Source organism: Streptomyces sp. NPDC029014 (genome assembly GCF_055564695.1).
Window position 1 is genome coordinate 23,400 of record NZ_JBVHVT010000015.1, and the last position, 24,059, is coordinate 47,458.

The following is a 24,059-nucleotide window of genomic DNA, read 5'->3' on the forward strand; positions in this document are numbered from 1 at the left end:
TCCTCACGCACCAGAACGCTCCCGCTCCGCCAAGGTCACGCCCGCCGCCACCGTGGCCGCGGCCACCAGCCCCGCCCACAGCACCGCGTACGGCCCCGTCCAGGCGCAGGCAAGGACCGCCGCTGCCGACACCGGCAGCAGCAGCTGCTGGACCATGCCGTGCTTGAAGTGGCGGGAGTGCAGCAGCCAGACGAAGGCGAGGTACACCGCCATCGGCACCGCCACCGCCAGGTTGGCCGCCAGTTGTGAGACGTGCGCCTTGCCGACGGTGTACTCGATCGCCACCTCGATGCCCGCACCGATCGCGGCGGCCGAAGAGAAGATCACGTAGTGCCCGTAGCCCCAGGGAATGGCCTCCCGGTTGCTGCGCAGCCGGTCGTGGACGGGGGCGGCGAAGTAGATCCACCATGCCGAGAACACCAGCAGCAGGCCTCCGCCCGCGATCGGCAGGAGCACGTCCAGCGCCTCGTGCTCGGCGATCGCCGACTGCACCGCGACCGTGCTGGCGGCGATGGTCTCGCCGAGCACGATGATGGTGAACAGGCCGTAGCGCTCGGCGATGTGGTGCGGATGCCAGGGCGTCTGGTGGTGGCGCTCCGCGACGACCGGCACCAGCAGCTCCGCCATGACGAGGACGAGGAACAGCCACCTCCTGCTCGCCGCGGGCGCCCAGAGCAGCGCCACCCAGCCCACCTGGCAGACCACCAGCCCGGTCGCGTACCTGAGCGCGCAGCCACGGGCCGGGCCGCTCTCCCCGGCCGCGGCGCGCAGCCACTGCGCGGTCAGCGCCAGGCGCATCACCACGTACCCGATGACGGCGACGGTCCAGTCGCTGGCGTTGAAGGCCTCCGGGATCCCGGCCGAGTAGACCAGCACGCCGGCGATCTGCACGAGCGTCGCGATCCGGTACGGGACGTCGTCGACGTCGTAGGCGGAGGCGAACCAGGTGAAGTTCATCCACGCCCACCACACGCCGAAGAACACGTAGAAGTAGCCGCTCACCCCGGCGCCGACGTGGCCCTCGGCGAGCGCGTGGACCAGCTGGCGGCCGGCCTGCGCCACCGCCACGACGAAGCACAGGTCGAAGAAGAGCTCCAGCGCGGTGGCGGACCGGTGGCCCTCGTCCCGGTCGCGGGCCGTCATCGGTACGTACGTCATACCGCCCAGCACAGCAGCCCGGGGTCGGCCCGCAGGGCCTTGGCGGCGGCCGGAAGGGTACGCCTTCACCTGTACGGCCCCGCTACGACCCCATCAAAGCGGGCTTGAACGGGATGAAACGCCTAGCGTGGTGCTGTGCCCGAGCCCGAGCCCTCAGACGTACGCGGCCCCGCGCCGCCCCCGCCCGCGGGCGGCCCCGCCCCGCCCGCGCCTCCCCCCGGGGCGTACGCGGCCCTCCCACCGGCGGCCCTCCCACCGGCGGGGCCGTCCGTCGCCGCGCGGGCCGCCCTGGCCGGTACGGCTGTCTCGCTGCTGCTCGTCGCCGCGATCGTGCTGGGCAGCCGGCTCCTGCGCGACTTCGACTCGGCCCTGCTCCCGTACGCCGTCGCCACCGTCTTCCTCGCCTTCGGCGTCGCCTACCGGTACACGGTGTGGGTCTCCGCGCCCGGAGCCCGGCGCCTGTTCCGCAAGGGCCTCGGCAGCTTCTTCTCGTACGCCAACTTCAGACGGGCCCCGACCGCGGTGCCGCGGATGGCCGCCACCTACCTCGGCCTCCAGAAGTTCCTCGGCGCCCGCTCCCGCGCCCGCTGGGTCGCCCACCAGCTGGTCTTCTGGGGCTGCGTGCTGGCCGCGCTGATCACCTTCCCGCTGACCTGGGGCTGGTTCACCTTCACCGCCGCCACCGGCTCGGGCCCCGGCTACGAGATGCGGATCTGGGGCTTCGAGGTCCTCGGCTTCGACGCGCTGGGCGTCGCCGGCTGGCTGATGTTCCACGGACTGGACCTCGCCGCCCTGCTCGTCATCCCCGGCGCCTGCTACTTCCTGTGGCGGCGCACCAAGGACCGCGGCGCCACCACCGGCCAGCGCTTCGCCCAGGACCTGCTGCCGCTGATCTGCCTGATCGTGATCGCGGTGACCGGGCTGCTGCTGACCTTCTCGGCGCTCTTCCTGCACGGCGGCGGCTACCAGGCGCTGGCCCTGCTGCACATGGCGGCGGTGGTCTTCACCCTTGTCTACATCCCGTTCGGGAAGTTCTTCCACATCGTCCAGCGGCCCGCCGCCGTCGGCATGCAGCTGTTCAAGTACACGGCCCGGCAGGACGACCTGGTCTTCGCGTGCAGGCGCTGCGGCGAGCCCGTCGACACCGCCCCGTACGTGGAGAACCTGCGCGGCACCATGCAGGACCTCGGCCTCGGCTTCGACGCCTTCGCCGAGTACTGCCCGCGCTGCAAACGGGTGCTGCGCGGCGGCGCCTACCTCACGCACGTCAAGAAGGGCTTCAGATGACCGCGATCGACCCGTCGATCGCCCCTCCCGGCACCCGTGCCCTCCGCGACGCGGGCGGCATCCCCGCCGACCGGTGGCGCGCCGACCGCGACGGCGAGACCCTCGTCCCCACCCACTGCTGCTTCTGCGGCGTGCAGTGCGGCATGTACCTGCGCGTGGACCGCGGCGGCAAGGTCTTCGGCGTCGAGCCGCGCAACCACGACATCAACCGGATGCGCCTGTGCCCCAAGGGCATCAACGCCTACCAGCAGGTCAACCACCCCGACCGGCTCACCGCGCCGCTGCTGCGCCGCTCCAGGAACGAGGAGTTCCGGGAGGCCTCCTGGGACGAGGCGCTCGACTTCACCGCCGCCGAGGTCCGCCGCATCCAGGACCGGTACGGCAACGACGCCTTCGGGATGCTCGGCGGCGCCAGCCTCTTCACCGAGAAGACCTACCTCGTCGGCAAGTTCGCCCGGGTCGCCCTGAAGACGAAGCACGTCGACTACAACGGCCGGCTGTGCATGGTCAGCGCCGCGGGCGCCAACAAGCTGGCCTTCGGCATCGACCGCGCCGGCAACCCCTTCTCCGACATCCTCCTCACCGACTGCCTGCTCATCGCCGGGGCGAACGTCGGCGAGTGCTTCCCCGTGCTGACCCAGTACCTGTGGGGCGCCCGGGACCGCGGCGCCACCCTGATCGTCGTCGACCCGCGGGAGACGGCCGTCGCCCGGACCGCCGACATCCACGTCGCCCTCAGACCCGGCACCGACGCCGCCTTCTTCAACGCCCTCCTGCACGTGATCACCGCCGAGGGCCTGGCCGACGAGGCCTACCTCGCCGCCCACGCCACCGGCTGGGACGAGGTCCTGGACGCGGTGCGGGACTGCCCGCCCTCCCGCGCCGCCGCCGTCTGCGGCATCCCCGCCGAGCAGATCGTGCAGGTCGCCCGCACCTTCGCCGGTGCGGACAAGGCCATGGCCTGGCACGCCCGCGGCATCGAGCACCACTCCCAGGGCGTCGAGAACTGCCTCTCCGTCATCAACCTGTGCGTCGCCACCGGCAACATCGGCCGGCCAGGCGCCGGCTACGGCACCCTCACCGGCCAGGGCAACGGCCAGGGCGGCCGGGAACACGGCCAGAAGTCCGACCTCCTGCCCGGCGGCCGCTCGATCGCCGACCCGGAGCACCGCCGCCAGATCTGCCGGATCTGGGGCATCGAGGAGTCCGAACTCCCCGGCGCCGGCACCTCCATGATGGAAATGGTCTGGCAGATGCAGCGCCGCGAGATCCGCGGCCTGATCGGCGTCTGCAACAACCCCTTCGTCTCCCTCCCCCACCACGCCGTGGTCAAGGAGGGCTACGACGCCACCGAGTTCCACGCCCAGCTCGACTTCTTCCTCTCCGAGACCGCGGCCAACGCCCACGTCGTCCTCCCCGTCACCACCTGGGCCGAGGACGAGGGCGTGATGGCCAACGCCGAGGCCCGGGTCGTCAAGCACAACAAGGCTCAGGAACCGCCCCCCGGGGTGCGCACCGACACCTGGGTCCTGTGCGAGCTCGCCGAGCGGCTCGGCGCCGGCCACCACTTCGACTTCCGCGGCTCCCGCGAGGTCTTCGAGGAACTACGGGTCGCCTCCGCCGGCACCGTCAACGACTACTACGGCATCACCTACGAGCGCCTGGAACGGACCGGCGGGATCGCCTGGCCCTGCCCCTCCACCGAACACCCCGGCACGCCCCGCCTGTTCGAGGACGGTCGGACCCACCACTCCGACGGCAAGATCCACCTCCAGGCCGTCGAATGGCATCCGCCCCTGGACCCCTGCACCGGGGAGTACCCCCTCTCCCTCACCACCGGCCGCACCGTCGCCCACTACCTCTCCGGCAACCAGACCCGCCGCCTGGACGCCCTCGTCGAGCAGACCCCGCGCCCCTGGGTGGAGGTCCACCCCTCGCACGGCTTCCGCAACGGCGACCCGGTCCGCGTGGTCACCCGCCGCGCCAGCGCCGTCTTCCCCGCCCTGGTCACCGAGGCCATCCGCCCCGACACCGTGTTCGTCCCCTACCACTGGCCCGCCCCGACGGCCGCGAACGTCCTCACGATCGACGCCCTCGACCCCCGCTCGAAGATCCCCCAGTACAAGGTGTGCGCCGCCCGCGTGGAGGCCGCCGAACGCGTCGACGAGGCCCCCGCACCCCCCGCCGCCCCCGGCAGCCGGGAGACCCCGGCCGAGACCCGGACCGCCCGCACCGACCCGCTGCCGCCCACCGCGCCGCAGGGCCGCGGAACGGCGGAGAGGAGCCGACCGACGCCATGATGGGCCGCACGATCTTCATCGACCCCGGCCGCTGCATCGGCTGCCAGGCCTGCGTCTCGGCCTGCCGCGAATGCGACTCGCACCGCGGCACGTCGATGATCCACCTGGACTACACCGAACCCGGCACGTCCGTCGCCTCCCTCCCGACCGTCTGCATGCACTGCGAGGACCCCGTCGCGCCCTGCGCCGAGGTCTGCCCCGCCGACGCGATCCCGGTGACCGCCGACGGCGTGGTCCAGCAGGCCGACCCCAGCCGCTGCATCGGCTGCGCCAACTGCGTCAACGCCTGCCCCTTCGGCGTCCCGAAGATCGACCTCGCGGCGAAGCTCCAGATGAAGTGCAACCTCTGCTACGACCGCACCTCCTACGGGCTCGCCCCGATGTGCGCCACCGTCTGCCCGACCGGCGCCCTCTTCTACGGCACCCTCGAAGAGCTACGGGCCGAACGCCCCGGCGTGGAGGTCGCCGACACCTTCGCCTTCGGGGACGCGGTGGTGGCCACCGGCGTGGCGACGGTCGTCCCCGCCGACCGGGCGCGAGGGCCCGTACCCGGCGGACTGCCCGTCGTGGAGATCAACGGAGTCGACGTCCGATGAGTCTGACCGAACCGCCCGCCGCCTCCCCCGAAGCCGACCCGGACGCCGCCCCCGGGCTCCGCGACCGGATCAGGGCCGACTCCCTCACCAACCGCCGCGACTACCTGCGGATCGTGGCCACCGTCTCCGGAGGCCTCGCCCTCGGCGGAGTCGGCGTCGCCGCCGGCATCCTGCACCGGCACGGCGACACCCACGCCATGCCCCGGCCCAAGAAGGTCGCCGACCGGCTGGCCCCGGGCCAGTCCGTGGCCTTCCGCTTCCCCGGGGACGAGGACCCCGCGCTCGCCGTGCGCCTGCCCGACGGCTCCCTCGTCGGCTACTCCGCCGTCTGCACGCACCTGGCCTGCGCGGTGCTGTGGCGCGCCGACCGCGGCGCCGACGGGCAGCTGTACTGCCCCTGCCACGAGGGCGTCTTCGACCCCCGCACCGGCGAGGTGACCGCGGGACCGCCGCCCCGCCCGCTCCCCAGGGTCTTCCTGGCCGAGGACCCCGACGGGAGCATCTGGGCCCTCGCGACCGCCCGGTCGGGGGAGCCCGGCAAGGCCGCCCTGTGCCGGCAGATCGGTGACCCGCAGGACCCGCTGGCCCGCAGACTGGGCTGCCCCGGCGCGGCCGGCACCACCGAGCGGCGGCGGACATGAGCGACGCACCACCACCCACACCGCCACCCGGCCCGGAGTACCACCCCGGCAGCGCGCAACCCCGGCTGAACCGGCCGGTGCGGGAGCGGTACCCGCAGATCCGCCCCACCAGCGGTTACGGCGACCCGCGGATCCGGCACACCGGGCCCGGCCCGGGGGCCGGCACCGAACAGGAGCCGGAGCGCTCCTCGAAACTGTCCGCCCGTGTGGTCCTGGCCCTGACGGTCGTCACCGGACAGCTCTGGGGGCTGACGGTGACCGTCGACGCGTGGATGCGGGGCAACACCGCCACCGCCTGGTGGGGGGCGGGCTTCCTCGCCCTGTCCTTCCTCGTCGTCCTCGGCCTGTGGCGGCTGGACCCCGAGGACCGCTGACCCCGTATCCCGGTGCCGGGGCCGCCCCGGCCGGGCGGGGGCGGCGGCGCGGGCGGCCGTACCCTGGGGGGCATGAGCACCGTCCCCGCTTCCGACCCGCAGTCCGCGAACGCCGCACCGGCGGCCCCGGCCGGGGCAGAATCCCCGACGGAGTCCCGGACCGGATCCGCGGCCCCGCGGAAGCCCCGGCCGCGGCTCGTCTTCGACGACCCGCTGGACCAGCAGTCCCGGGACGACACCGACCACGGGTGGGGCGACCGGGCCCCCGCCGCCGGGAGCAGCGCCGACCTGGCCCGCTTCCTCGACGAGAAGCCGCCCCACCACCTCTGACCGCCCGCCGCCGGCGGTCCGGCCGGTACTGCTAGTACTGGTGGTGCTGGGAGCCCGGCGCCGCGGGACCGCCGTTGCCGTACCCGTTGCCGTAGCCGGGCGTCCGGCCGCGCTGCGCGACGAGCTCGTCCCGGATCTCCTTGAGGACCACCAGCTCCGTGACCTCGATGGTCTCCTTGGCGCCCTCCCGGGCCTTGCGCCGGTCCTCGACCTTGGCCAGGTACTTCGCCATCGGCAGCACCATCAGGAAGTACACGACCGCGGCCGTGATCAGGAAGGTCAGCGCGGCGTTCAGCACCGAGCCCCACAGGATGTTGACGCCGATGGCCTCCCCCTTCGCGTCCACGCCGCAGGGGCCCTTCAGGCAGGAGCTGTAGCCGTCCAGGCTCTTGGTGCCGACGGCGCCGACGATCGGGCTGATGATCCCCTTCACGACCGAGTTCACGATGTTCGTGAACGCGGCGCCGATGACCACCGCGACCGCCAGGTCGACCACGTTGCCGCGCATCAGGAAGGCCTTGAAGCCCGCCAGGACGCTCTCCTTCTTCTCGCTCACTGCTGAGCCTCTCTTCGAATCCGTCTGGAATGGAGCCAACGGTTCCGAAAACTACGGCAGTCGGGGCCCGGCGTGTCCAGTCCGGGTCCGGACCGCGGTCACCAGCCGGTACGCGCGTCCGATTCCTGATCAGCACAGCGTCACCGCCAGCCGCGCCGCCGCACCCGCCCCGACCAGCGCCCGAGCGGTGTCCCGGGGCACGGACAGCACCACCAGCGCCCCTCCGGCCCCGGTGTCCGCGCCGCCCTTTTCCGGATCGGGCACGCCTGCCACCCGGGCCCCCTCGGCCACCACCCGTGGCGGCCCGGCCCGCTCCGCCGCGACCACGTCCACCCGGTCACCGGGCCGCAGCAGCCGCACCGTCGCCGCGTCCGCGATCCGCACCGGCGCGGAGACCATCCGTACGGGCGGTGGCGGTGGTGGTTCCTTCGCGGGCGGCCCGGCGCCCCGGGTCGCCTGGGCCTGGGGGCCGCCCGCCACCGCGAGCGCGGCCGCCGCGACGGCCAGCGCGGCCGAGGCCGCCCGCCGCCGGCGCCGCAGCGCCCGCCGCAGCCGGTCCCCGCCCCGCCCGACCCGCAGCGGCGGAAAGGCCGGGACCGTGTGCGCCGGCGGGCACGGAGGAGCAGAGGGGACGACACCGGGGACGAAACCGGGGACGGAAACGGGGGAGAGGGAGGGGGTCGAAGAGGAGGAGGGGAAGGACGGGGTCTGCGAGGTCCTGGACATGACGGCACCGCCGGTTCGCGTGTGGTCCGGTGTCCGGACGGGCGTCCGGACTCCCCCACGATCCGCCGCCCCGCCCGATCCCGCTCCCGCCTGTGGACCGTCCCCAGCCTGTGGACAACCGCATCACCCGGACGTGGCGCGGCCCCCTCGCACCGGGCGAGGCGGCCGCGTCGTCCTGCGGGTGGCGTCGCCGAGGGCGGACCGCCCTCACGGCACCCCGCCCCGGGCCTTCCTACGGCAGCTCGATACCCAGGTCCCAGCCGTCGTGGGCGTGCGTGCACAGGCAGTCGCGGGAGTCCGTGGCCGGCAGCGCCGCCACGGCGTCGAAGAGGACCTCGCGCAGCCGGCCGACGTTCTCCCCGAACACCCTCAGGACCTCGGTGTGGGAGACGCCCTCGCCGGTCTCCGCGCCCGCGTCCAGGTCGGTGACCAGGGCCATCGAGGTGTAGCAGAGGCCCAGCTCCCGGGCGAGGACGGCCTCGGGGTGGCCCGTCATGCCGACGACCGACCAGCCCATGGCCGCGTGCCACTGCGATTCGGCCCGGGTGGAGAAGCGGGGGCCCTCGATCACGACCATGGTGCCGCCGTCGACCGGCTCCCAGCCGCGGCCGCGGGCCGCGGCCAGCGCCACCGAACGGCCCACCGGGCAGTACGGGTCGGCGAAGGTGGTGTGCACGACGTTCGGAACGGTCCCGTCCGGCAGCGGCTCCCCGTCGAAGAAGGTCTGGGTGCGGGACTTCGTACGGTCGACGAGCTGGTCGGGGACGAGCAGCGTCCCCGGACCGTACTCGGCGCGCAGCCCGCCGACCGCACAGGGCCCGAGCACCTGGCGCACGCCCATCGAGCGCAGCGCCCACAGGTTGGCCCGATAGTTGATCTTGTTGGGCGGGACCTTGTGGCCCCGGCCGTGGCGGGGCAGGAAGGCGACCTGCCGCCCGGCCAGTTCGCCGAGGAAGAGGGAGTCGCTGGGGGGCCCGTACGGGGTGTCCACCCGGACCTCGGAGACGTCCTCCAGGAAGGAGTAGAAGCCCGAGCCGCCGATGACACCGATCTCTGCGTTAGCCATGCCGTCACCCTAACCGGGGCATGCGCGAGGCCCCGCTGCCCGAAGGGGCGGCGGGGCCTGGCGACGATGCGGCTCGGTCAGGCGGCCGAGGTGGAGCCGCCCGCGGACGGGGCGGACGACGCGGCCGGCGCAGAGGAGGCCGTCGAGGTGGTGCTCGACGTCGAAGCCGGCTTCGAGGCAGGGGTGCTGCTCGACGAGGCGCCGCGGCTGTCGTTCCGGTAGAAGCCGGAACCCTTGAAGACGATGCCGACCGCGGAGAACACCTTCTTCAGGCGTCCGTGGCAGTTCGGGCACTCGGTCAGAGCGTCATCCGTGAACTTCTGCACGGCCTCGAGGCCCTCACCGCACTCGGTGCACTGGTACTGGTAGGTCGGCACGAATTTCCTCCTGGCACTCTGACTCGATGAGTGCTAACGATGTTCCATGGTGACGTATTCCGGCGGATCAGTCCACCGTCACCGGCACTCGGTGACCCATCCCACGCTCGTCGGCGGGAGCGGACGAGTTGATGATCCGGCTCGGGGCCTTGGGTGCCAGCTTCGACCGCAGTGCGAGCAGCGTGGCCAGCGCCAGGACGGTGCCCGCCATCGGCACGAGGAAGCCGTACGAGGACCCGTGCGCGTCGGTCAGGCGGCCGGCCGCGATGACGGCCACGGCCTGCCCGAAGGCGACGGCGCCGGTCAGCCAGGTGAAGGCCTCGGTCCGGGTGTGGGCCGGTACCAGCGACTCCACCATCGTGTAGCCGGTGATCAGGGCCGGGGCGATGCACAGGCCGACGAGCAGGCCGAGGCCGCCCAGCAGGACGGCCGAGTGGGCGGTCCACAGGACGGAGGCGGTGACGGTCAGGCCGGCGTAGCCGAGCAGCAGCCGGCGGCGCGGGCCGATCTTCCAGGCGATGGCGCCGCAGGCGATGCCCGCGGTCATGTTGCCGGCCGCGAAGACGCCGTACAGCAGGCCGTTCGCGCCGGGGTTGCCGATCTCGTTCGAGAAGGCCGCCAGCGAGACCTGCATGCCGCCGAAGACGGCGCCGATCCCGAGGAAGGCCGCGATCAGGACGCGCAGGCCGGCGTAGGACAGGGCGGAGGCGTGCTTCTCGCCGGTCGCCGCGGCCGCGAGGACCGTGGGCTGGGTGGAGCGGCGGGCGGCGAACACCAGGCCGCCGATCAGCGTCAGCGCGGCCTCGGTGGTCAGGCCGGCGGCGGGGTGGACGCCGGTGCACAGCGCGGTGGCGAGCACGGGGCCGACGACGAAGGTGAACTCGTCGGTGACGGACTCGAAGGCGGCCGCGGTCGGCAGCAGCGGGGAGCCCTCCAGGCGGGCGGTCCAGCGGGCCCGGACCATCGGGCCGACCTGCGGGACCGAGGCGCCGGTCGGGACGGCGGAGAGGGCGAGCGCCCACAGCGGGGCGTCCACCAGGGCCAGCGTCACCAGGACGGCGACGGCGGCGGCGTGCGCGAGGACGACCGGGACGAGGACGGCGCTCTGGCCGCGGCGGTCGGTGAACTTGCCCATGACCGGCGCGGACAGCGCCATGGAGATGCCGGTGACGGCGGAGACGATGCCGGCGGAGGCGTAGGAGCCGGTGGTGTGCTGGACCAGGAGCAGGATGCTGATGGTCAGCATGCCGAAGGGGAGGCGGGCGGCGAATCCCGGGAGGACGAAGCCCAGGGCGCCGGGGGTGCGCAGCAGCGCTCCGTATCCGGGCCGGGCGGACGTGTCGGTCGTGACCGCGGATGTCACGGCCTGGCCTTTCCGCTGCCTGGTAGAGATCCCGGCTTGCGGAGGTGTTTCGCTGGTGAGCGGCCGCACCCGTACGCGGGAACCCCGAGAGCTGTCCTCTTGCGCAGAACCGAGTGATACCTGGGCGCCCACTGCGTGAGGGAGCCACGGCCGCTTTGCGGTCGCGCCAGCTCTGCGTCAGGCAGAGTTGGTTCGATATGGTGTGCCTTTATCGTACAGGCAGGTGTGCTATCACGCCCTGTGATTCCGCCGACAAGATGTGACTTCGCCTGCGATTAACTGGATGTTCGCCCCTCCAGAACCCCTCGAACCGGGGTAAAGGGCCGCAGTTTCCATGGAAAACGTGCGCATTAGAGCGACGCTCTAATGTTTGAGGCCGGTGAGAGCCATGGGATTGACGGTTCGCACCGGCCCTCGACCGAGGAATCCGGTCAGCGGGGCGGCGTCCCGTTCCCCGTTCCCAGCCATCCGGCCAGCTTCCCGCCCCGGGCCACCGCCCGCAGCCGCGCCTCCGCCGCGTCCCGTACCGGGTCGGTGGCCACCACCAGCAGCTCGTCCCCGCGCCGCAGCACGGTCGCCGGCAGCGGTACGAAGCTCTTGCCGTCCCGGACCACCAGCGTCACCGAGGCCCCGGGCGGCAACCGCAGCTCGCTCACCTCGACGCCGTGCATCCGCGAGGCCTCGGGGACGGCGAAGGACAGCAGGTGCCCGCGCAGCTTCTCCAGCGGGGCCGACTCGATCCCCAGGTCGGCGGCCGCCTCGTCGGACCGGCCGAGGTTGAGCTTGCGCGCCAGCCAGGGCAGCGTCGGCCCCTGTACCAGCGTGTAGACGACGACCAGCACGAAGACGATGTTGAAGATGTGGTCGCTGCCCTCGATCCCGGTCACCATCGGGATGGTCGCGAGGATGATGGGGACGGCGCCGCGCAGGCCCGCCCACGCCATCAGCGTCTTCTCCGCCGCCGAGATCCGGAACGGCACCAGGCTGACGAACACCGACAGCGGCCGCGCCACCATGGTCAGCACCAGCCCGATGACCACCGCCGGCCAGAAGTCCTCGGCCAGGTCGTGCGGGGTGACCAGCAGGCCGAGCAGGACGAACATGCCGATCTGGGCGATCCAGCCGAGCCCGTCCGCGAACCCGCGGGTCGCCGGCCAGTGCGGGAGCTTCGCGTTCCCGAGCACCACGGAGGCGAGGTACACCGCGAGGAAGCCGGAGCCGTGCGCCAGCGCGCCGGCCGCGTACGCGGTCACGGCGATGGCCATGACGGCGATGGGGTAGAGGCCCGAGGCGGGCAGGGCCACGTGCCGCAGGCCGTACGCCCCCAGGAAGCCCACGGCGAGGCCGGTCGCGGCGCCGATCGCGAGCTCCAGCGCGATCTTGCCGATCAGGAGGTACCAGGACTCGATCGGGCCGATGGTCGAGAACGCGACGACGAGGATGACGACGGGGGCGTCGTTGAAGCCGGACTCGGCCTCCAGCACGCCCGTGACCCGGGCGGGCAGCGGGATCTTGCGCAGGACGGAGAAGACGGCCGCCGCGTCGGTCGACGAGACGACCGCGCCGATCAGCAGGGACTGTCGCCAGTCCAGCCCCACCAGGTAGTACGCGCCCGCCGCCGTCACGCCCACGCTGATCGCCACGCCGACGAGCGACAGGGCCGCCGCGGCCGGCAGCGCCGGCCTGATCTGCTTCCACTTCGTGCCCAGGCCGCCCTCGGCGAGGATCACCACCAGGGCCGCGTACCCGATGACCTGCGTCAGCGCGGCATTGCTGAACACGACGTGGCCTATGCCGTCCCGGCCTATCGCGATGCCTATGCCGAGGTAGATGAGCAGGCTGGGCAGGCCGCTGCGCGAGGAGAGGCGCACCGCCGCGACGGCGACGAGCAGGACGAGCGAGCAGACCAGCAGAAGTTCGTTGAGCGTGTGGACGGTCAGTGGGCGGCCCTCCTCAACACGCCTGGCGGATCGGTCCCCCTGGCGATCGGATCGACGAGTAGTTCGTTACCTTACCTAATATTTGACGCTTCCTTTACGCGATAGTCACATTGTGAAACGCCGGTTCGCCCTTGTCCTGAGGACCTCGACCCCTGGCGGATCAACGGGAGCGGTCCTGCGCCTATGGTTGCTTCCAGTACTGCCAGGACCACCCTGCCCCTCTAAGGACAGCGATGCCCGAGAAAGAAACCGCCCCTTCCGTCAAGAAGAAGGGGCGACGCGCCCGCCTGCTCGTGCTCGTTCTGGTCCTGGCGCTCGTGTCGGGCTTCGGGTACGGGACGTACTGGGGCCTGGACACCGTCCGGGCCTCCTTCCCGCAGACCACCGGCTCCCTGAAGGTCCCCGGCCTGACCGGGACCGTCGAGGTGAAGCGCGACGCCAACGGCATTCCCCAGCTGTACGCCGACAACGACGACGACCTCTTCCGCGCCCAGGGCTTCGTCCACGCCCAGGACCGCTTCTGGGAGATGGACGTGCGCCGCCACATGACCTCCGGGCGGCTCTCGGAGATGTTCGGCGACGGCCAGGTCGAGACCGACGCGTTCCTGCGCACCCTCGGCTGGCGCCAGGTCGCCCAAGCCGAGTTCGAGTCGAAGCTCTCCGCCGAGACGAAGAAGTACCTCCAGGCCTACGCCGACGGGGTCAACGCGTACCTGAAGGGGAAGTCCGGCAAGGACCTCTCCGTCGAGCACGCGGCCCTCAAGCTCAGCGACGACTACCAGCCCGAGAAGTGGACGCCGGTCGACTCGGTGGCCTGGCTCAAGGCCATGGCCTGGGACCTGCGCGGCAACATGCAGGACGAGATCGACCGCGCGCTGATGACCAACAAGCTCTCGCAGCAGCAGATCGACGAGCTCTACCCGCCGTACCCCTTCGACCGGAACAAGCCGATCGTCGACGGCGGCAAGATCGAGGGCGGCAAGTTCACGCCGCAGGGCACCGCCGCCGCCGGCTCCGACAACGCCAAGGGCGCGGGCTCCGGCTCGACGTCCGGCTCCGGCTCCACGGGCGCCGGCGCGGGTGCGGGCTCCGGCGCCGCGGGCGCCTCCACCGCCAACCAGGCCTCCACCGCCCCGAAGTCCGGCCTCGCGGGGGACGCCAGCGCCCAGGGCGCGACCGCGGGCCTGCGCACCTCGCTGAGCGCCCTGGCCAACACCCTGGACCAGGTCCCGGCCATCCTCGGCCCCAACGGCAGCGGCATCGGCTCGAACTCCTGGGTCATCTCGGGCAAGTACACGACCACCGGCAAGCCGCTGCTGGCGAACGACCCGCACCTGTCCCCGCAGCTGCCCTCGGTCTGGTACCAGATGGGCCTGCACTGCCGCACCGTCTCTGCCCAGTGCCAGTACGACGTCGCCGGCTACACCTTCTCCGGCATGCCCGGCGTGGTCATCGGCCACAACGCGGACATCGCGTGGGGCATGACCAACCTCGGCGCCGACGTCACCGACCTCTACCTGGAGCAGGTGCGGCCCGAGGGCTACGTCTACGACAACAAGGTGGTCCCCTTCAAGACCCGCGTGGAGGAGATCAAGGTCGCCGGCGGCGCCTCCAAGAAGATCACCATCCGCTCCACCAACAACGGCCCGCTGGTCTCCGACCGCAGCGACGAGCTCGGCACGGTCGGCGGCCGCGCGCCGGTGCCCAGCTCGGCCCCGGACCGCGGCGACGGCTACGCCGTGGCCCTGCGCTGGACCGCCCTGGACCCGGGCAAGTCGATGGACGCCGTCTTCAAGCTCGACCGGGCCAAGGACTTCGCGACCTTCCGGGCCGCCGCCCGCGACTTCGAGGTCCCCTCGCAGAACCTGATCTACGCCGACAACAAGGGCCCCAACGGCAACATCGGCTACCAGGCCCCGGGCCGCATCCCGGTCCGCGGCGCCGGCGACGGCCGCATGCCCGCCCCGGGCTGGGACCCGAAGTACGCCTGGAAGAGCGGCAAGGACGACGCCGCCGGCTACATCCCGCAGGACGAGATGCCGTACGACTACAACCCGGCGCGCGGCTTCATCGTCACCGCGAACCAGGCCGTCGTCGAGAACGGCACCGGCGCCGGCAAGTACCCGCACCTGCTGACCGGCGACTGGGGCTACGGCGCCCGCAGCCAGCGGATCAACGACCTCATCGAGGCGAAGATCAAGGACAGCGGCAAGGTCTCCAGCGACGACATGCGCGCCATGCAGATGGACAACAGCAGCGAGATCGCCGCGCTGCTGACCCCGATCCTGGCCAAGATCGAGATGGCCGACCCGGACGTCCGCGACGCCCAGAAGCTGCTGGACGGCTGGAACTACACGCAGGAGCCGGACTCGGCCGCGGCCGCCTACTTCAACGCGGTCTGGAGCAACATCCTCCGCCTGGCCTTCGGCGACAAGCTGCCGAAGGAGCTGCGCATCCAGGGCAGCTGCATGAACGTACGCGAGGCGACGAGCGGGCCGGCCGACGACCTGGCCAAGACCGTCCGCGAATGCGGTGCGCGCGACGCCGACTCGGCGCAGCCCGACGGCGGCGACCGCTGGTTCGAGGTGGTCCGCCGCCTGGTCAAGGACGAGAAGTCGGCCTGGTGGCAGTCGCCCGCCGTCCGCAACAAGCCGGCGACCACCACCCGCGACGAGCTGTTCGCGCGCGCCATGGTCGACGCCCGCTGGGAGCTGACCGCCAAGCTCGGCAAGGACCAGTCCACCTGGAGCTGGGGCCGCATGCACCAGCTGACGCTGAAGAACCAGACCATCGGCACGGAGGGCCCGGACTTCCTGCGGTTCGTGCTCAACCGCGGCCCGTGGAACCTGGGCGGCGGCGAGGCCACCGTGAACGCGACCGGCTGGAACGCGGCCGGCGGCTACGGGGTCACCTGGGTCCCGTCCATGCGGATGGTCGTGAACCTGGCCGACCTGGACAAGTCCCGCTGGATCAACCTCACCGGCGCCTCCGGGCACGCGTACCACGACAACTACACGGACCAGACCACGCTGTGGGCCAAGGGCGACCTGCTCGACTGGCCCTTCGGCAAGGAGGCCGTGGACAAGGCGACGGTGTACCGGCTCACGCTGAATCCGTGAAACGCACCACCCCCGAGGGGGTGGCCACCGCCTGAACGGGGTGGTCGTGCGGTTCCTCCGGGACCCGCGCGACCACCTCTTCGTCGTAGAGGAGCACGACCAGCGCGGGATGCGCCCCGGCGCGCTCCAGGCGCGCGAGGACCCGGTCGTACGAGCCCCCGCCGCGCCCGAGGCGCATCCCGCGCCCGTCCACCGCCAGCCCGGGCAGCAGGACCGTGTCGGCGCCGGTGACCGCACCCGGCCCGAGGCGCGGCCCGGAGGGCTCCAGCAGCGGCATCTTCCCCGCGTGGGCGGTCTCGGCCAGGGAGCCCGGGCCCTCGTACGCGGCCCAGTCGAGGTCGTTGTCGGGCAGCAGGACGGGCAGCAGCACCCGCTTGCCGGCGGCGCGCAGCGCGTCCAGCAGGTCGCGGGTGCCCGGTTCGCTGCCGACCGAGACGTACGCGGCCACGGTCCGGGCGTCGGACAGCTCGGGCAGGGCCAGGGCGGAGCGGGAGAGCGCGCGGGCCGAGGCCCGCAGGGACTCGGGGGACAGGGCGCGGCGGGCGGCCAGCAGTTCACGGCGCAGCAGCGTCTTCGGGGACGGCTGCGGCGGGCGGGCGGGGTTCGGCGGGGTGGTGACCACGGGCGGCTCGAATTTCCTCTCAAAGACGATCAAACGTTGATCTACTTACCGGTTTCCAAACGGAGGCCACGGCATCACCCACTATGGTTCTGCCCATGACTCAGTTGCACCCCGTGATCAAAAAGGCAGTCATCCCTGCCGCGGGCCTCGGCACCCGCTTCCTTCCGGCGACGAAGGCGACGCCCAAGGAAATGCTCCCCGTCGTGGACAAGCCGGCCATCCAGTACGTCGTCGAGGAGGCCGTCTCGGCCGGTCTGGACGACGTCCTCATGATCACAGGGCGTAACAAGCGGGCCCTGGAAGACCACTTCGACCGCAACTACGAGCTGGAGTCGGCGCTCGCCGCGAAGGGCGACGACGACCGCCTGAAGAAGGTCCAGGAGTCCAGCGACCTGGCCACCATGCACTACGTCCGCCAGGGCGACCCGCGCGGCCTCGGCCACGCCGTCCTGTGCGCCGAGCCGCACGTCGGCAACGAGCCCTTCGCCGTCCTCCTCGGCGACGACCTCATCGACCCGCGCGACCCGCTGCTGCGCCAGATGGCCGAGGTGCACGCGAGCACCGGCGGCAGCGTCATCGCCCTGATGGAGGTCGACCCGGCCAACGTCCACCTGTACGGCTGCGCCGCCGTCGAGCCCACGGACGACGCGGACGTCGTCCGCATCACGGGCCTCGTCGAGAAGCCGGAGCCCGAGGACGCGCCGAGCAACTACGCGGTCATCGGACGCTATGTCCTCAACCCCGCGATCTTCGACATACTGCGGGAGACCGAGCCGGGCCGCGGCGGGGAGATCCAGCTCACCGACGGCCTGCAGAAGCTGGCCGCCGACGAGACCGTGGGCGGCCCGGTGCACGGCGTGGTCTTCCGGGGCCGTCGCTACGACACCGGGGACCGCGGCGACTACCTGCGGGCCATCGTCCGTCTCGCGTGCGAGCGTGAGGACCTGGGCCCGGAGTTCCGCACCTGGCTTCGCCGTTACGTCACGGAGGAGATGTAGCACCTTGAGCAGCAGCCCTGAGGCATCGCAGGCGACGGACGCGGCGGCGGAGGCACCCCGGGACACCGGCGCCTCCTCCGGCCGGCAGCGCCTGTGGTCGGTGGACGAGCACCTCGCGGACGTACTCGCCGCCGTCCGCCCGCTGGAGCCGATCGAACTCCAGCTGCTCGATGCCCAGGGCTGTGTCCTGGTCGAGGACGTCACCGTCCCCGTCGCCCTCCCGCCCTTCGACAACAGCTCGATGGACGGGTACGCGGTCCGCACGGCCGACGTCCAGGGCGCCAGCGAGGAGTTCCCCGCGGTGCTCACGGTCATCGGGGACGTCGCGGCGGGCAGCGGCGAGCTGCCCACCGTCGGCCCCGGCCAGGCCGCCCGGATCATGACCGGGGCGCCGCTGCCCCCCGGCGCGGAGGCCGTCGTCCCGGTCGAGTGGACCGACGGCGGCACGGGCGGCGGCGCGGCCGCCGGCATGGCCCCGGCCAGCGCGGCCCCCGAGGGCGCGGGCGGCGAGGTCCGCGTGCACCGGCCCGCCGAGGCGCGGGCGCACGTCCGCGCCCGCGGCAGCGACGTCCAGGCCGGCGATCTCGCGCTCGCCACGGGCACGCTGCTCGGCCCGTCCCAGATCGCGCTGCTGGCCGCCATCGGCCGCGCCACCGTACGGGTCCGGCCGCGCCCGCGGGTGGTCGTCCTGTCCACCGGCAGCGAGCTGGTCCAACCGGGCGAGGCGCTGGCCGCGGGCGCCATCTACGACTCGAACAGCTTCGCGCTGGCCGCCGCCGCCCGGGACGCCGGAGCCATCGCCTACCGGGTCGGGGCCGTCGCCGACGACGCCGAGACCCTGAAGGCCGCCATCGAGGACCAGCTGGTCCGCGCCGACCTGCTGGTCACCACCGGCGGCGTCAGCGTCGGCGCGTACGACGTGGTCAAGGAGGCCCTGTCCTCGATCGGCACCGGCCCCGACGAACCGGACGCCGGCCGGATGGACTTCCGCAAGCTCGCGATGCAGCCGGGCAAGCCGCAGGGCTTCGGCACCGTCGGCCCCGACCACACCCCGCTGCTCGCCCTCCCCGGCAACCCGGTGTCCTCGTACGTCTCCTTCGAACTGTTCGTACGGCCCGCGATCCGCGCGCTGATGGGCCTGCAGGACGTCAGCCGGCCGAGCGTGCGCGCCGTCCTGAAGGCGGACGAGGCGCTCCGCTCCCCGGCCGGCCGCCGCCAGTTCCTGCGCGGCGCGTACGACGCGGACAGCGGCACCGTCAGCCCGGTCGGCGGGACCGGCTCCCACCTGATCGCCGGCCTGGCCCATGCCGACGCGCTGATGGTCGTACCGGAGGACACCACCTCCGTGGAGCCCGGCACCGAGCTGGACGTGATCCCGCTCGGCTGAGGCGCAGGTCCGACGGGGCGCCGGACCCGTTCCCCAGGCGCCCCCGTCCCGGCAGGTGCGGGTAGCGTGTTGCACCACACAGGCCCCCTCGGGGCCCGGGAGCGGGAGCGGCACGGACCCATGAACACGCAGAGCAGGCTGACGCACATCGACGAGGCCGGAGCGGCCCGGATGGTGGACGTCTCGGAGAAGGACGTCACGACGCGGACGGCACGCGCCAGCGGGCGCGTGCTCGTCTCCCCCCGGGTGATCGAGCTGCTGCGCGGCGAGGGCGTACCCAAGGGCGACGCCCTCGCCACCGCGCGGATCGCCGGGATCATGGGCGCGAAGAAGACCCCCGACCTGATCCCGCTCTGCCACCCGCTCGCCGTCTCCGGGGTGAAGGTGGACCTGTCGGTCGCCGACGACGCCGTCGAGATCCTCGCCACCGTCAGGACCACCGACCGCACGGGCGTGGAGATGGAGGCGCTGACCGCGGTCGCGGTCGCCGGGCTCACCGTGATCGACATGGTCAAGGCCGTCGACAAGGGCGCCGTCATCACGGACGTCCGGGTGGAGGAGAAGACCGGCGGCAAGTCCGGCGACTGGACCCGCGCGTGAACGCCCCGCGCGGCGGCGACGCCTTCAGCCACGCCCACGCCCACGCCCACGGCGCGGACGCGGACGCGGACGCGGCCGTGGGTCCCGCCGGGGGGCCGGCGCCGGCCGGCGAGGCCGGCCCCCGCCGGGTGCGCGGGCTCGTGGTCACCGCCTCCAACCGGGCCTCGGCCGGCGTGTACGCCGACAAGGGCGGCCCGCTGCTGGCCGAGGGGCTGCTCGCGCTCGGCTTCACCGTGGACGGCCCGCGCGTCGTCCCGGACGGCGACCCCGTCGAGCAGGCGCTGCGCGAGGGCGTGGCCGCCGGGTACGACGTCATCCTCACCACCGGCGGCACCGGCATCTCGCCGACCGACCGCACCGCGGACGTCACCGCGCGGGTGCTGGACTACGAGATCCCGGGCATCCCGGAGGCCATCCGGGCCGAGGGCCTGGCGAAGGTGCCGACCGCGGCGCTGTCCCGGGGCCTGGCGGGCGTGGCCGGGCGCACCCTGATCGTGAACCTGCCCGGCTCCACCGGGGGCGTCCGCGACGGCCTCGCCGTGCTGGCGCGGATCCTCCCGCACGCGGTGGACCAGATCCGGGGCGGCGACCACCCGGCACCGTCGGGGAGCCCGAGCTGAACGGACCCACCTGGCCGGTGGCGCTCACCGACGGCGACGTCACCCTCCGGCCGATAAAAATGCGGGACCAGAGCGCCTGGCGCGAGGTGAACCGCCGCAACCGCGAATGGCTCCGACCGTGGGAAGCAACGATTCCGCCGCCCGCGCCCTGGGGGCCGGTGGTCCAGCGCCCGACGTACCGGCAGATGGTCCGCCACCTGCGGGCGGAGGCGAACGCGGGGCGGATGCTGCCCTTCGTCATCGAGTACCAGGGGCGGCTGGTCGGCCAGCTGACGGTCGCCGGGATCACCTGGGGCTCCATGTGCGCGGGCCACGTCGGCTACTGGGTGGACCGGGAGGTGGCGGGGCGGGGCGTGATGCCCACCGCCGTGGCGCTCGCGGTGGACCACTGCTTCGCACGGGTCGGACTGCACCGGATCGAGGTGTGCATCCGGCCGGAGAACGGGCCGAGCCGGCGCGTGGTGGAGAAGCTGGGCTTCCGCGAGGAGGGGCTGCGGCCGCGCTACCTGCACATCGACGGCGCCTGGCGGGACCACCTGGTGTACGCGCTGACGGCGGAGGAGGTCCAGGACGGCCTGGTGAACCGCTGGCACCGCACGCGGGACCGGGGGCCGGAGTCGGGCGCGCCGTAAAGGGCGGGCGGGACCCGGCGAAACCCCGAATTCGAATATCCGTTCGAATTCTTGCAGCCGGGATCCGATTCGCCCATATCCTGATCCGAAGAATCACAAAAAAAGTCGTTGATATCAGCCGGTTCGTGCGACACACCGGTCCAATTGGCGGATCCTCCCGGCCGTATCCCTCTACGGTGTGAGGTGTGAGCAGCAGCGGCCTCATCTACGCAGTCATTGTGGGGGCCTGGGCCGCCTACTTGGTGCCCATGTGGCTCCGGAGGCAGGACGAGCTGAACGAGGCCCGTCCGACGGAACGCTTCTCCACTGCCATCCGGCTGCTTTCCGGCCGGGCGGGAATGGAGCGCCGTTACGCCAAGGGGCTGCGTGAGCGGGCCGACCAGGAGGCGGAGCCCCAGTACCTTGCTGATCCGGACGCCGCGACGGAAACGGTGAATTCCGTGGACGCCGACGTCCGGCCCGTCGGCATGCCCGCGACCAGGACGGAGCCGAGGTCGGCCGCCGTGGAGCGGCAGGCCGTGGCCGAGCGGCAGCGGCGCCAACAGCGCCTGCAGGTGCTCGCCCGCCGCCGGCGCACCACCGCGCTGCTCTTCCTCGTCTTCACGCTGGGCGCCGTCGTCGCCGCCGTCGGCGGCGTCGCCTACCTGTGGGCGCCGGGCCTGCCGGCCGTGATGCTGAGCGCGTACATCGCGTACCTGCGCGCCCAGGAGCGGCGGCGCTACGAGTTCACCATGGACCGCCGCCGCGCCGAGGCGGCCGCCCGCCAGCTGCGCGAGAACCGCTCGGGCCGCCGCGAGGCCGAGGAGGCCGCGGGCGCCGAACCGGAGGCCGCGGCGGCGGTCTCCCCGCAGGAGGCCGGGCGGCGCGCCCTGGTCGAGCAGACCGACCACGCCGAGTGGGTGGACCAGCAGCGCGAACGCGGCCCCGGCCGCGGCGACAGTTGGGAGCCGGTCCCGGTCCCGCTGCCCACGTACGTGACGGCCCCGGTCGCCCCCCGCGCCACCGGCCCGGCTGCGCCGGACGGCTGGAGCGCCGCCCGCTCCAGCACGGCCGAGCCGACCGACCCCCGCCTGCGCGCCCAGCCCGGAGCCCCGGCGAAGTCGGACGCCGCAGCGCCGCAGCAGGGGGCCCGCCCGCGCGGTCGGGACCGCGGCCGCACCCCGCTGTTCGACCAGTACGAGAGCGACGACCGCCCCCGCGCGGCCAACGAATAACGGCCTCGCGGCCGCTCCGGGGAACGGATTTTGGTGCAGCGACGCGAGGATGCTAATGTTTCACACGTCGCAAGGGCCTGTGGCGCAGTCTGGTAGCGCACCTCGTTCGCATCGAGGGGGTCTGGGGTTCAAATCCCCACAGGTCCACAGACGACAGTTCTTGAGTAGCTCTCAAGAATCGTCACGAGATCCCGTTCAGCCGGAAGGCTGGACGGGATCTCTGCGTTTCTGCGGCGTGTTCGAGCCGGTGTCCGATGGCCCGTCCCGGTGCTTGGCCGACCAGGGACAGGGGTGAAGGGAATTCCTGGGGGTGGTCCGCGTGGATGCGACGCTTTCGGCCGTCTGGGGGGCATGGCAGCTCGCGGCGCGTGATGCCGGTTCTCAGGTGTTTGCTTGGATCATCCGGGTTCTTGGCGGCGGAAGGCCGGCCGGGATGGGGCTGCGGTTCTCGTGGTCGTAGGCCGTGACGTTGGTGTCGAAGCCGGTGAGGGCGTTCAGTGTGCCGGTGGCCTGGTGCCAGCTGTGAAGGATGGCCAGGTTCACGGAGCAGATCATCAAGGCGAGGAAGATGGTCTGGGCGACGCGTCCGTGCGCGAGGCGTTTGGACGGGTCGGAGATGTCGATCCCGTGGGCCTTGGCGCGGCCGTTGAGCCCTTCGATGTTGGCCCGTTGCGGTCGGTAGACGTCTTGCCAGGTGGGGTGGAGGTAGTGCCTGTCCTGGCGGAACTTGTCGATCATGCCGAGGTCGCCGGGCCGGACGGTGATCGTGGGCCGCTGGCAGATTCTGGGCAGCTCGTTCTTGGGTGGAGGCCGCAGCCGTTCGGTCTGAGGGATGGGGACGGTCGGTTTGGCCGCGAGGTGCGCCTGAGCGGATCGTCGGCTGGTCAGGTCGACGACGACCGGCCTCTGAGGCGGGATGCGGTGTACCTGGTTGTAGCGGGGGCAGGCGACAGCTGGCGACGGCCCGGCGGCCGGGCACTGGTAGCGGACAGCGCCCCGCGAGTCGGCGGATTCCTTGACCTTGAGGAAGTACGGCTCCCGCTGGGCGATCTGGTCCTGCAGGGCGGGGGCGTTGGCGAGGTCGCGTACGGCCTCGTCGTCGAGGCCGGTGGTCGCGTGCGCGAGTGCGTGGGGCATGGCGGGGCAGGCGAGGGAGCCGTCGATGAGGAGGGCTCCCTCGTGAGTGCCCTGGACGCCTCTCTGGTCCTGCTTGTAATCGAGGGCGAGCCGGTGGCCGAGTCGGCGGGCCGGGGCGGCGAAGTTCTCGGTCTGCTGGTCGGTGTAGGCGCGGTCTGCGGCCAGAAACCCGGTGGGGAACCCGAACGGGACGAGCCTGGTGAGGCTGTGGATGGCATTCGGGCCGATCCGCTTCCCGGGGGTGTCAAGAACGGCCCCAAGGGCGAGTTGCGGGTGCCGGCTGACGCGTTTGCCCGCCTGGGGGTGTCCTGTGGGGTGCCGCCGGGAACCAGCGACCACCAGGGTGGCGGAGTGCCCGAAGATGCCTTCCTTGGAGCCGCCGCAGTGATGCCAGCCCGCCGTGATTTCGACCGACGAGAGGTTCTTCCGGTCCGGGTGGGGCTTGTGCCATGCGGGGAACGGGGTGGTGTCGACACCGATATCGCCTCGCCAGCCGCGAAAGAGGCCGCGTTGGTGGGCAATGCGGACAGTGACGAGAACCAGCCGGTCGCTGATCTCTTGCAGCACCCTCCGGCGGCGGACCTGCTCGACTCCTGCCTCGTCTTCCCAGGCCGCGATCACCTGCACGGCCTCGACCGTGGGCAGGCGGCGTCGCCGGTCGCAGCGATGGGGGTCCAAAGCGGTGGTGAGCCGGTCGAACGCGCGGTAGACCCGGCGCGTGAAGGCGTGCCGGCCGTGAACATCGACCGTGGCTGGGTCGGGCACCTCCAACCAGGCACGGGCTGGTGGCCGCAGTTGATCGAGGAGGACCCGGCAGACGTCGGCAAGGGTGGCACTGCGGTGGTAGTGCAGGGACAGCAGCACACCGACCAGCACGGTGCGGACCGGCAGGCCCTTGGGTCCCGGCCGCTCGGCAAGTTCGAGAGCGATCAGGTCAAGGGCCCCGGAGCTCTCCAGCAGGGCGAGAAGTTGCCCCACCTTGGAGTCCGGGATCTCCGCCGGAGCATCGGTGACCG

Annotated in this window: 22 protein-coding genes and 1 tRNA gene; 14 read left to right on the forward strand and 9 right to left on the reverse strand. The window is 72.4% G+C overall.

Annotation, left to right across the window (positions count from 1 at the left end; all coding sequences use genetic code 11):
* Window positions 1-3: 3 nt before the first annotated feature.
* Entirely contained in the window at window positions 4-1,158 is a 1,155-nt protein-coding gene (locus tag ACZ4VL_RS10655) for a low temperature requirement protein A (RefSeq protein ID WP_468198231.1), read from the reverse strand.
* 135 nt (window positions 1,159-1,293) lie between these two features.
* Between ACZ4VL_RS10655 and ACZ4VL_RS10660 the strand changes: the two genes are divergently transcribed.
* The 6 genes from ACZ4VL_RS10660 to ACZ4VL_RS10685 all read left to right on the forward strand — a co-directional run bounded on the left by ACZ4VL_RS10660 (window position 1,294) and on the right by ACZ4VL_RS10685 (window position 6,686).
* Complete coding sequence (locus ACZ4VL_RS10660; protein ID WP_468198233.1) at window positions 1,294-2,445, forward strand: MFS transporter; 1,152 nt, start codon at window positions 1,294-1,296, stop codon at window positions 2,443-2,445.
* Complete coding sequence (locus ACZ4VL_RS10665; RefSeq protein ID WP_468198235.1) at window positions 2,442-4,745, forward strand: molybdopterin oxidoreductase family protein; 2,304 nt, start codon at window positions 2,442-2,444, stop codon at window positions 4,743-4,745. Before ACZ4VL_RS10660 ends, ACZ4VL_RS10665 begins: the two co-directional genes overlap by 4 nt.
* Window positions 4,742-5,341, forward strand: a complete 600-nt coding sequence (locus ACZ4VL_RS10670; protein ID WP_468198237.1) for a 4Fe-4S dicluster domain-containing protein — start codon at window positions 4,742-4,744, stop codon at window positions 5,339-5,341. Before ACZ4VL_RS10665 ends, ACZ4VL_RS10670 begins: the two co-directional genes overlap by 4 nt.
* Entirely contained in the window at window positions 5,338-5,982 is a 645-nt protein-coding gene (locus tag ACZ4VL_RS10675) for a QcrA and Rieske domain-containing protein (RefSeq protein ID WP_468198238.1), read from the forward strand. The genes ACZ4VL_RS10670 and ACZ4VL_RS10675 overlap by 4 nt, the downstream gene beginning before the upstream one ends.
* A complete protein-coding gene (locus ACZ4VL_RS10680; RefSeq protein ID WP_468198240.1) occupies window positions 5,979-6,356 on the forward strand; it encodes a hypothetical protein in 378 nt (125 codons plus the stop codon). The genes ACZ4VL_RS10675 and ACZ4VL_RS10680 overlap by 4 nt, the downstream gene beginning before the upstream one ends.
* Window positions 6,357-6,428: 72 nt before the next feature.
* On the forward strand, window positions 6,429-6,686 hold the full coding sequence (locus ACZ4VL_RS10685; protein ID WP_468198242.1) for a hypothetical protein: 258 nt from the start codon (window positions 6,429-6,431) through the stop codon (window positions 6,684-6,686).
* Between the two features lie 31 nt (window positions 6,687-6,717).
* Here the strand turns inward: ACZ4VL_RS10685 and mscL are convergent, their stop codons facing one another.
* The 6 genes from mscL to ACZ4VL_RS10715 all read right to left on the reverse strand — a co-directional run bounded on the left by mscL (window position 6,718) and on the right by ACZ4VL_RS10715 (window position 12,714).
* The gene (mscL, locus tag ACZ4VL_RS10690) at window positions 6,718-7,242 is read right to left on the reverse strand and encodes a large conductance mechanosensitive channel protein MscL (RefSeq protein WP_468198245.1); all 525 of its coding nucleotides are present in this window, start codon (window positions 7,240-7,242) and stop codon (window positions 6,718-6,720) included.
* A 129-nt stretch (window positions 7,243-7,371) separates the two neighbouring features.
* Entirely contained in the window at window positions 7,372-7,968 is a 597-nt protein-coding gene (locus ACZ4VL_RS10695) for a hypothetical protein (protein ID WP_468198248.1), read from the reverse strand.
* Window positions 7,969-8,200: 232 nt separating this feature from the next.
* A complete protein-coding gene (locus ACZ4VL_RS10700) occupies window positions 8,201-9,034 on the reverse strand; it encodes an S-methyl-5'-thioadenosine phosphorylase (RefSeq protein ID WP_385805990.1) in 834 nt (277 codons plus the stop codon).
* A 77-nt stretch (window positions 9,035-9,111) separates the two neighbouring features.
* Window positions 9,112-9,411 carry an FmdB family zinc ribbon protein gene (locus tag ACZ4VL_RS10705; protein ID WP_468198250.1) on the reverse strand — a complete coding sequence of 100 codons (300 nt, stop codon included), beginning with the start codon at window positions 9,409-9,411 and terminating at the stop codon, window positions 9,112-9,114.
* A 67-nt stretch (window positions 9,412-9,478) separates the two neighbouring features.
* Window positions 9,479-10,774, reverse strand: coding sequence for an MFS transporter (locus ACZ4VL_RS10710; RefSeq protein ID WP_468198252.1), 1,296 nt, complete (start codon window positions 10,772-10,774; stop codon window positions 9,479-9,481).
* 431 nt (window positions 10,775-11,205) lie between these two features.
* Window positions 11,206-12,714, reverse strand: a complete 1,509-nt coding sequence (locus ACZ4VL_RS10715; RefSeq protein WP_468198374.1) for a potassium/proton antiporter — start codon at window positions 12,712-12,714, stop codon at window positions 11,206-11,208.
* Between the two features lie 233 nt (window positions 12,715-12,947).
* Between ACZ4VL_RS10715 and ACZ4VL_RS10720 the strand changes: the two genes are divergently transcribed.
* Complete coding sequence (locus tag ACZ4VL_RS10720; RefSeq protein WP_468198254.1) at window positions 12,948-15,833, forward strand: penicillin acylase family protein; 2,886 nt, start codon at window positions 12,948-12,950, stop codon at window positions 15,831-15,833.
* Here ACZ4VL_RS10720 and ACZ4VL_RS10725 read toward each other — a convergent pair.
* Window positions 15,817-16,401, reverse strand: a complete 585-nt coding sequence (locus ACZ4VL_RS10725) for a 5-formyltetrahydrofolate cyclo-ligase (protein ID WP_468198376.1) — start codon at window positions 16,399-16,401, stop codon at window positions 15,817-15,819. The two genes, ACZ4VL_RS10720 and ACZ4VL_RS10725, sit on opposite strands and share 17 nt — an antisense overlap.
* 149 nt (window positions 16,402-16,550) lie before the next feature.
* Here ACZ4VL_RS10725 and galU point away from each other — a divergent pair, with 149 nt between their 5' ends.
* The 7 genes from galU to ACZ4VL_RS10760 all read left to right on the forward strand — a co-directional run bounded on the left by galU (window position 16,551) and on the right by ACZ4VL_RS10760 (window position 22,053).
* On the forward strand, window positions 16,551-17,453 hold the full coding sequence (gene galU / locus ACZ4VL_RS10730) for a UTP--glucose-1-phosphate uridylyltransferase GalU (RefSeq protein WP_468198255.1): 903 nt from the start codon (window positions 16,551-16,553) through the stop codon (window positions 17,451-17,453).
* 91 nt (window positions 17,454-17,544) lie between these two features.
* Window positions 17,545-18,840 (forward strand): molybdotransferase-like divisome protein Glp, encoded by a 1,296-nt coding sequence (glp, locus tag ACZ4VL_RS10735; RefSeq protein WP_468198378.1) that lies wholly within the window; start codon window positions 17,545-17,547, stop codon window positions 18,838-18,840.
* Window positions 18,841-18,960: 120 nt separating this feature from the next.
* Window positions 18,961-19,440, forward strand: coding sequence for a cyclic pyranopterin monophosphate synthase MoaC (gene moaC, locus ACZ4VL_RS10740; protein WP_468198257.1), 480 nt, complete (start codon window positions 18,961-18,963; stop codon window positions 19,438-19,440).
* Between the two features lie 77 nt (window positions 19,441-19,517).
* A complete protein-coding gene (locus ACZ4VL_RS10745) occupies window positions 19,518-20,060 on the forward strand; it encodes a MogA/MoaB family molybdenum cofactor biosynthesis protein (protein ID WP_468198380.1) in 543 nt (180 codons plus the stop codon).
* 17 nt (window positions 20,061-20,077) lie between these two features.
* On the forward strand, window positions 20,078-20,692 hold the full coding sequence (locus ACZ4VL_RS10750) for a GNAT family N-acetyltransferase (protein ID WP_404241046.1): 615 nt from the start codon (window positions 20,078-20,080) through the stop codon (window positions 20,690-20,692).
* 185 nt (window positions 20,693-20,877) lie between these two features.
* Window positions 20,878-21,906: a divisome protein SepX/GlpR gene (gene sepX, locus ACZ4VL_RS10755; protein WP_468198259.1), complete on the forward strand. Its 1,029-nt coding sequence runs from the start codon at window positions 20,878-20,880 to the stop codon at window positions 21,904-21,906.
* A 73-nt stretch (window positions 21,907-21,979) separates the two neighbouring features.
* Window positions 21,980-22,053 (forward strand) — tRNA-Ala (locus tag ACZ4VL_RS10760).
* Between the two features lie 234 nt (window positions 22,054-22,287).
* Here the strand turns inward: ACZ4VL_RS10760 and ACZ4VL_RS10765 are convergent.
* The gene (locus ACZ4VL_RS10765; RefSeq protein WP_468198261.1) at window positions 22,288-24,021 is read right to left on the reverse strand and encodes a hypothetical protein; all 1,734 of its coding nucleotides are present in this window, start codon (window positions 24,019-24,021) and stop codon (window positions 22,288-22,290) included.
* Window positions 24,022-24,059: the final 38 nt, after the last annotated feature.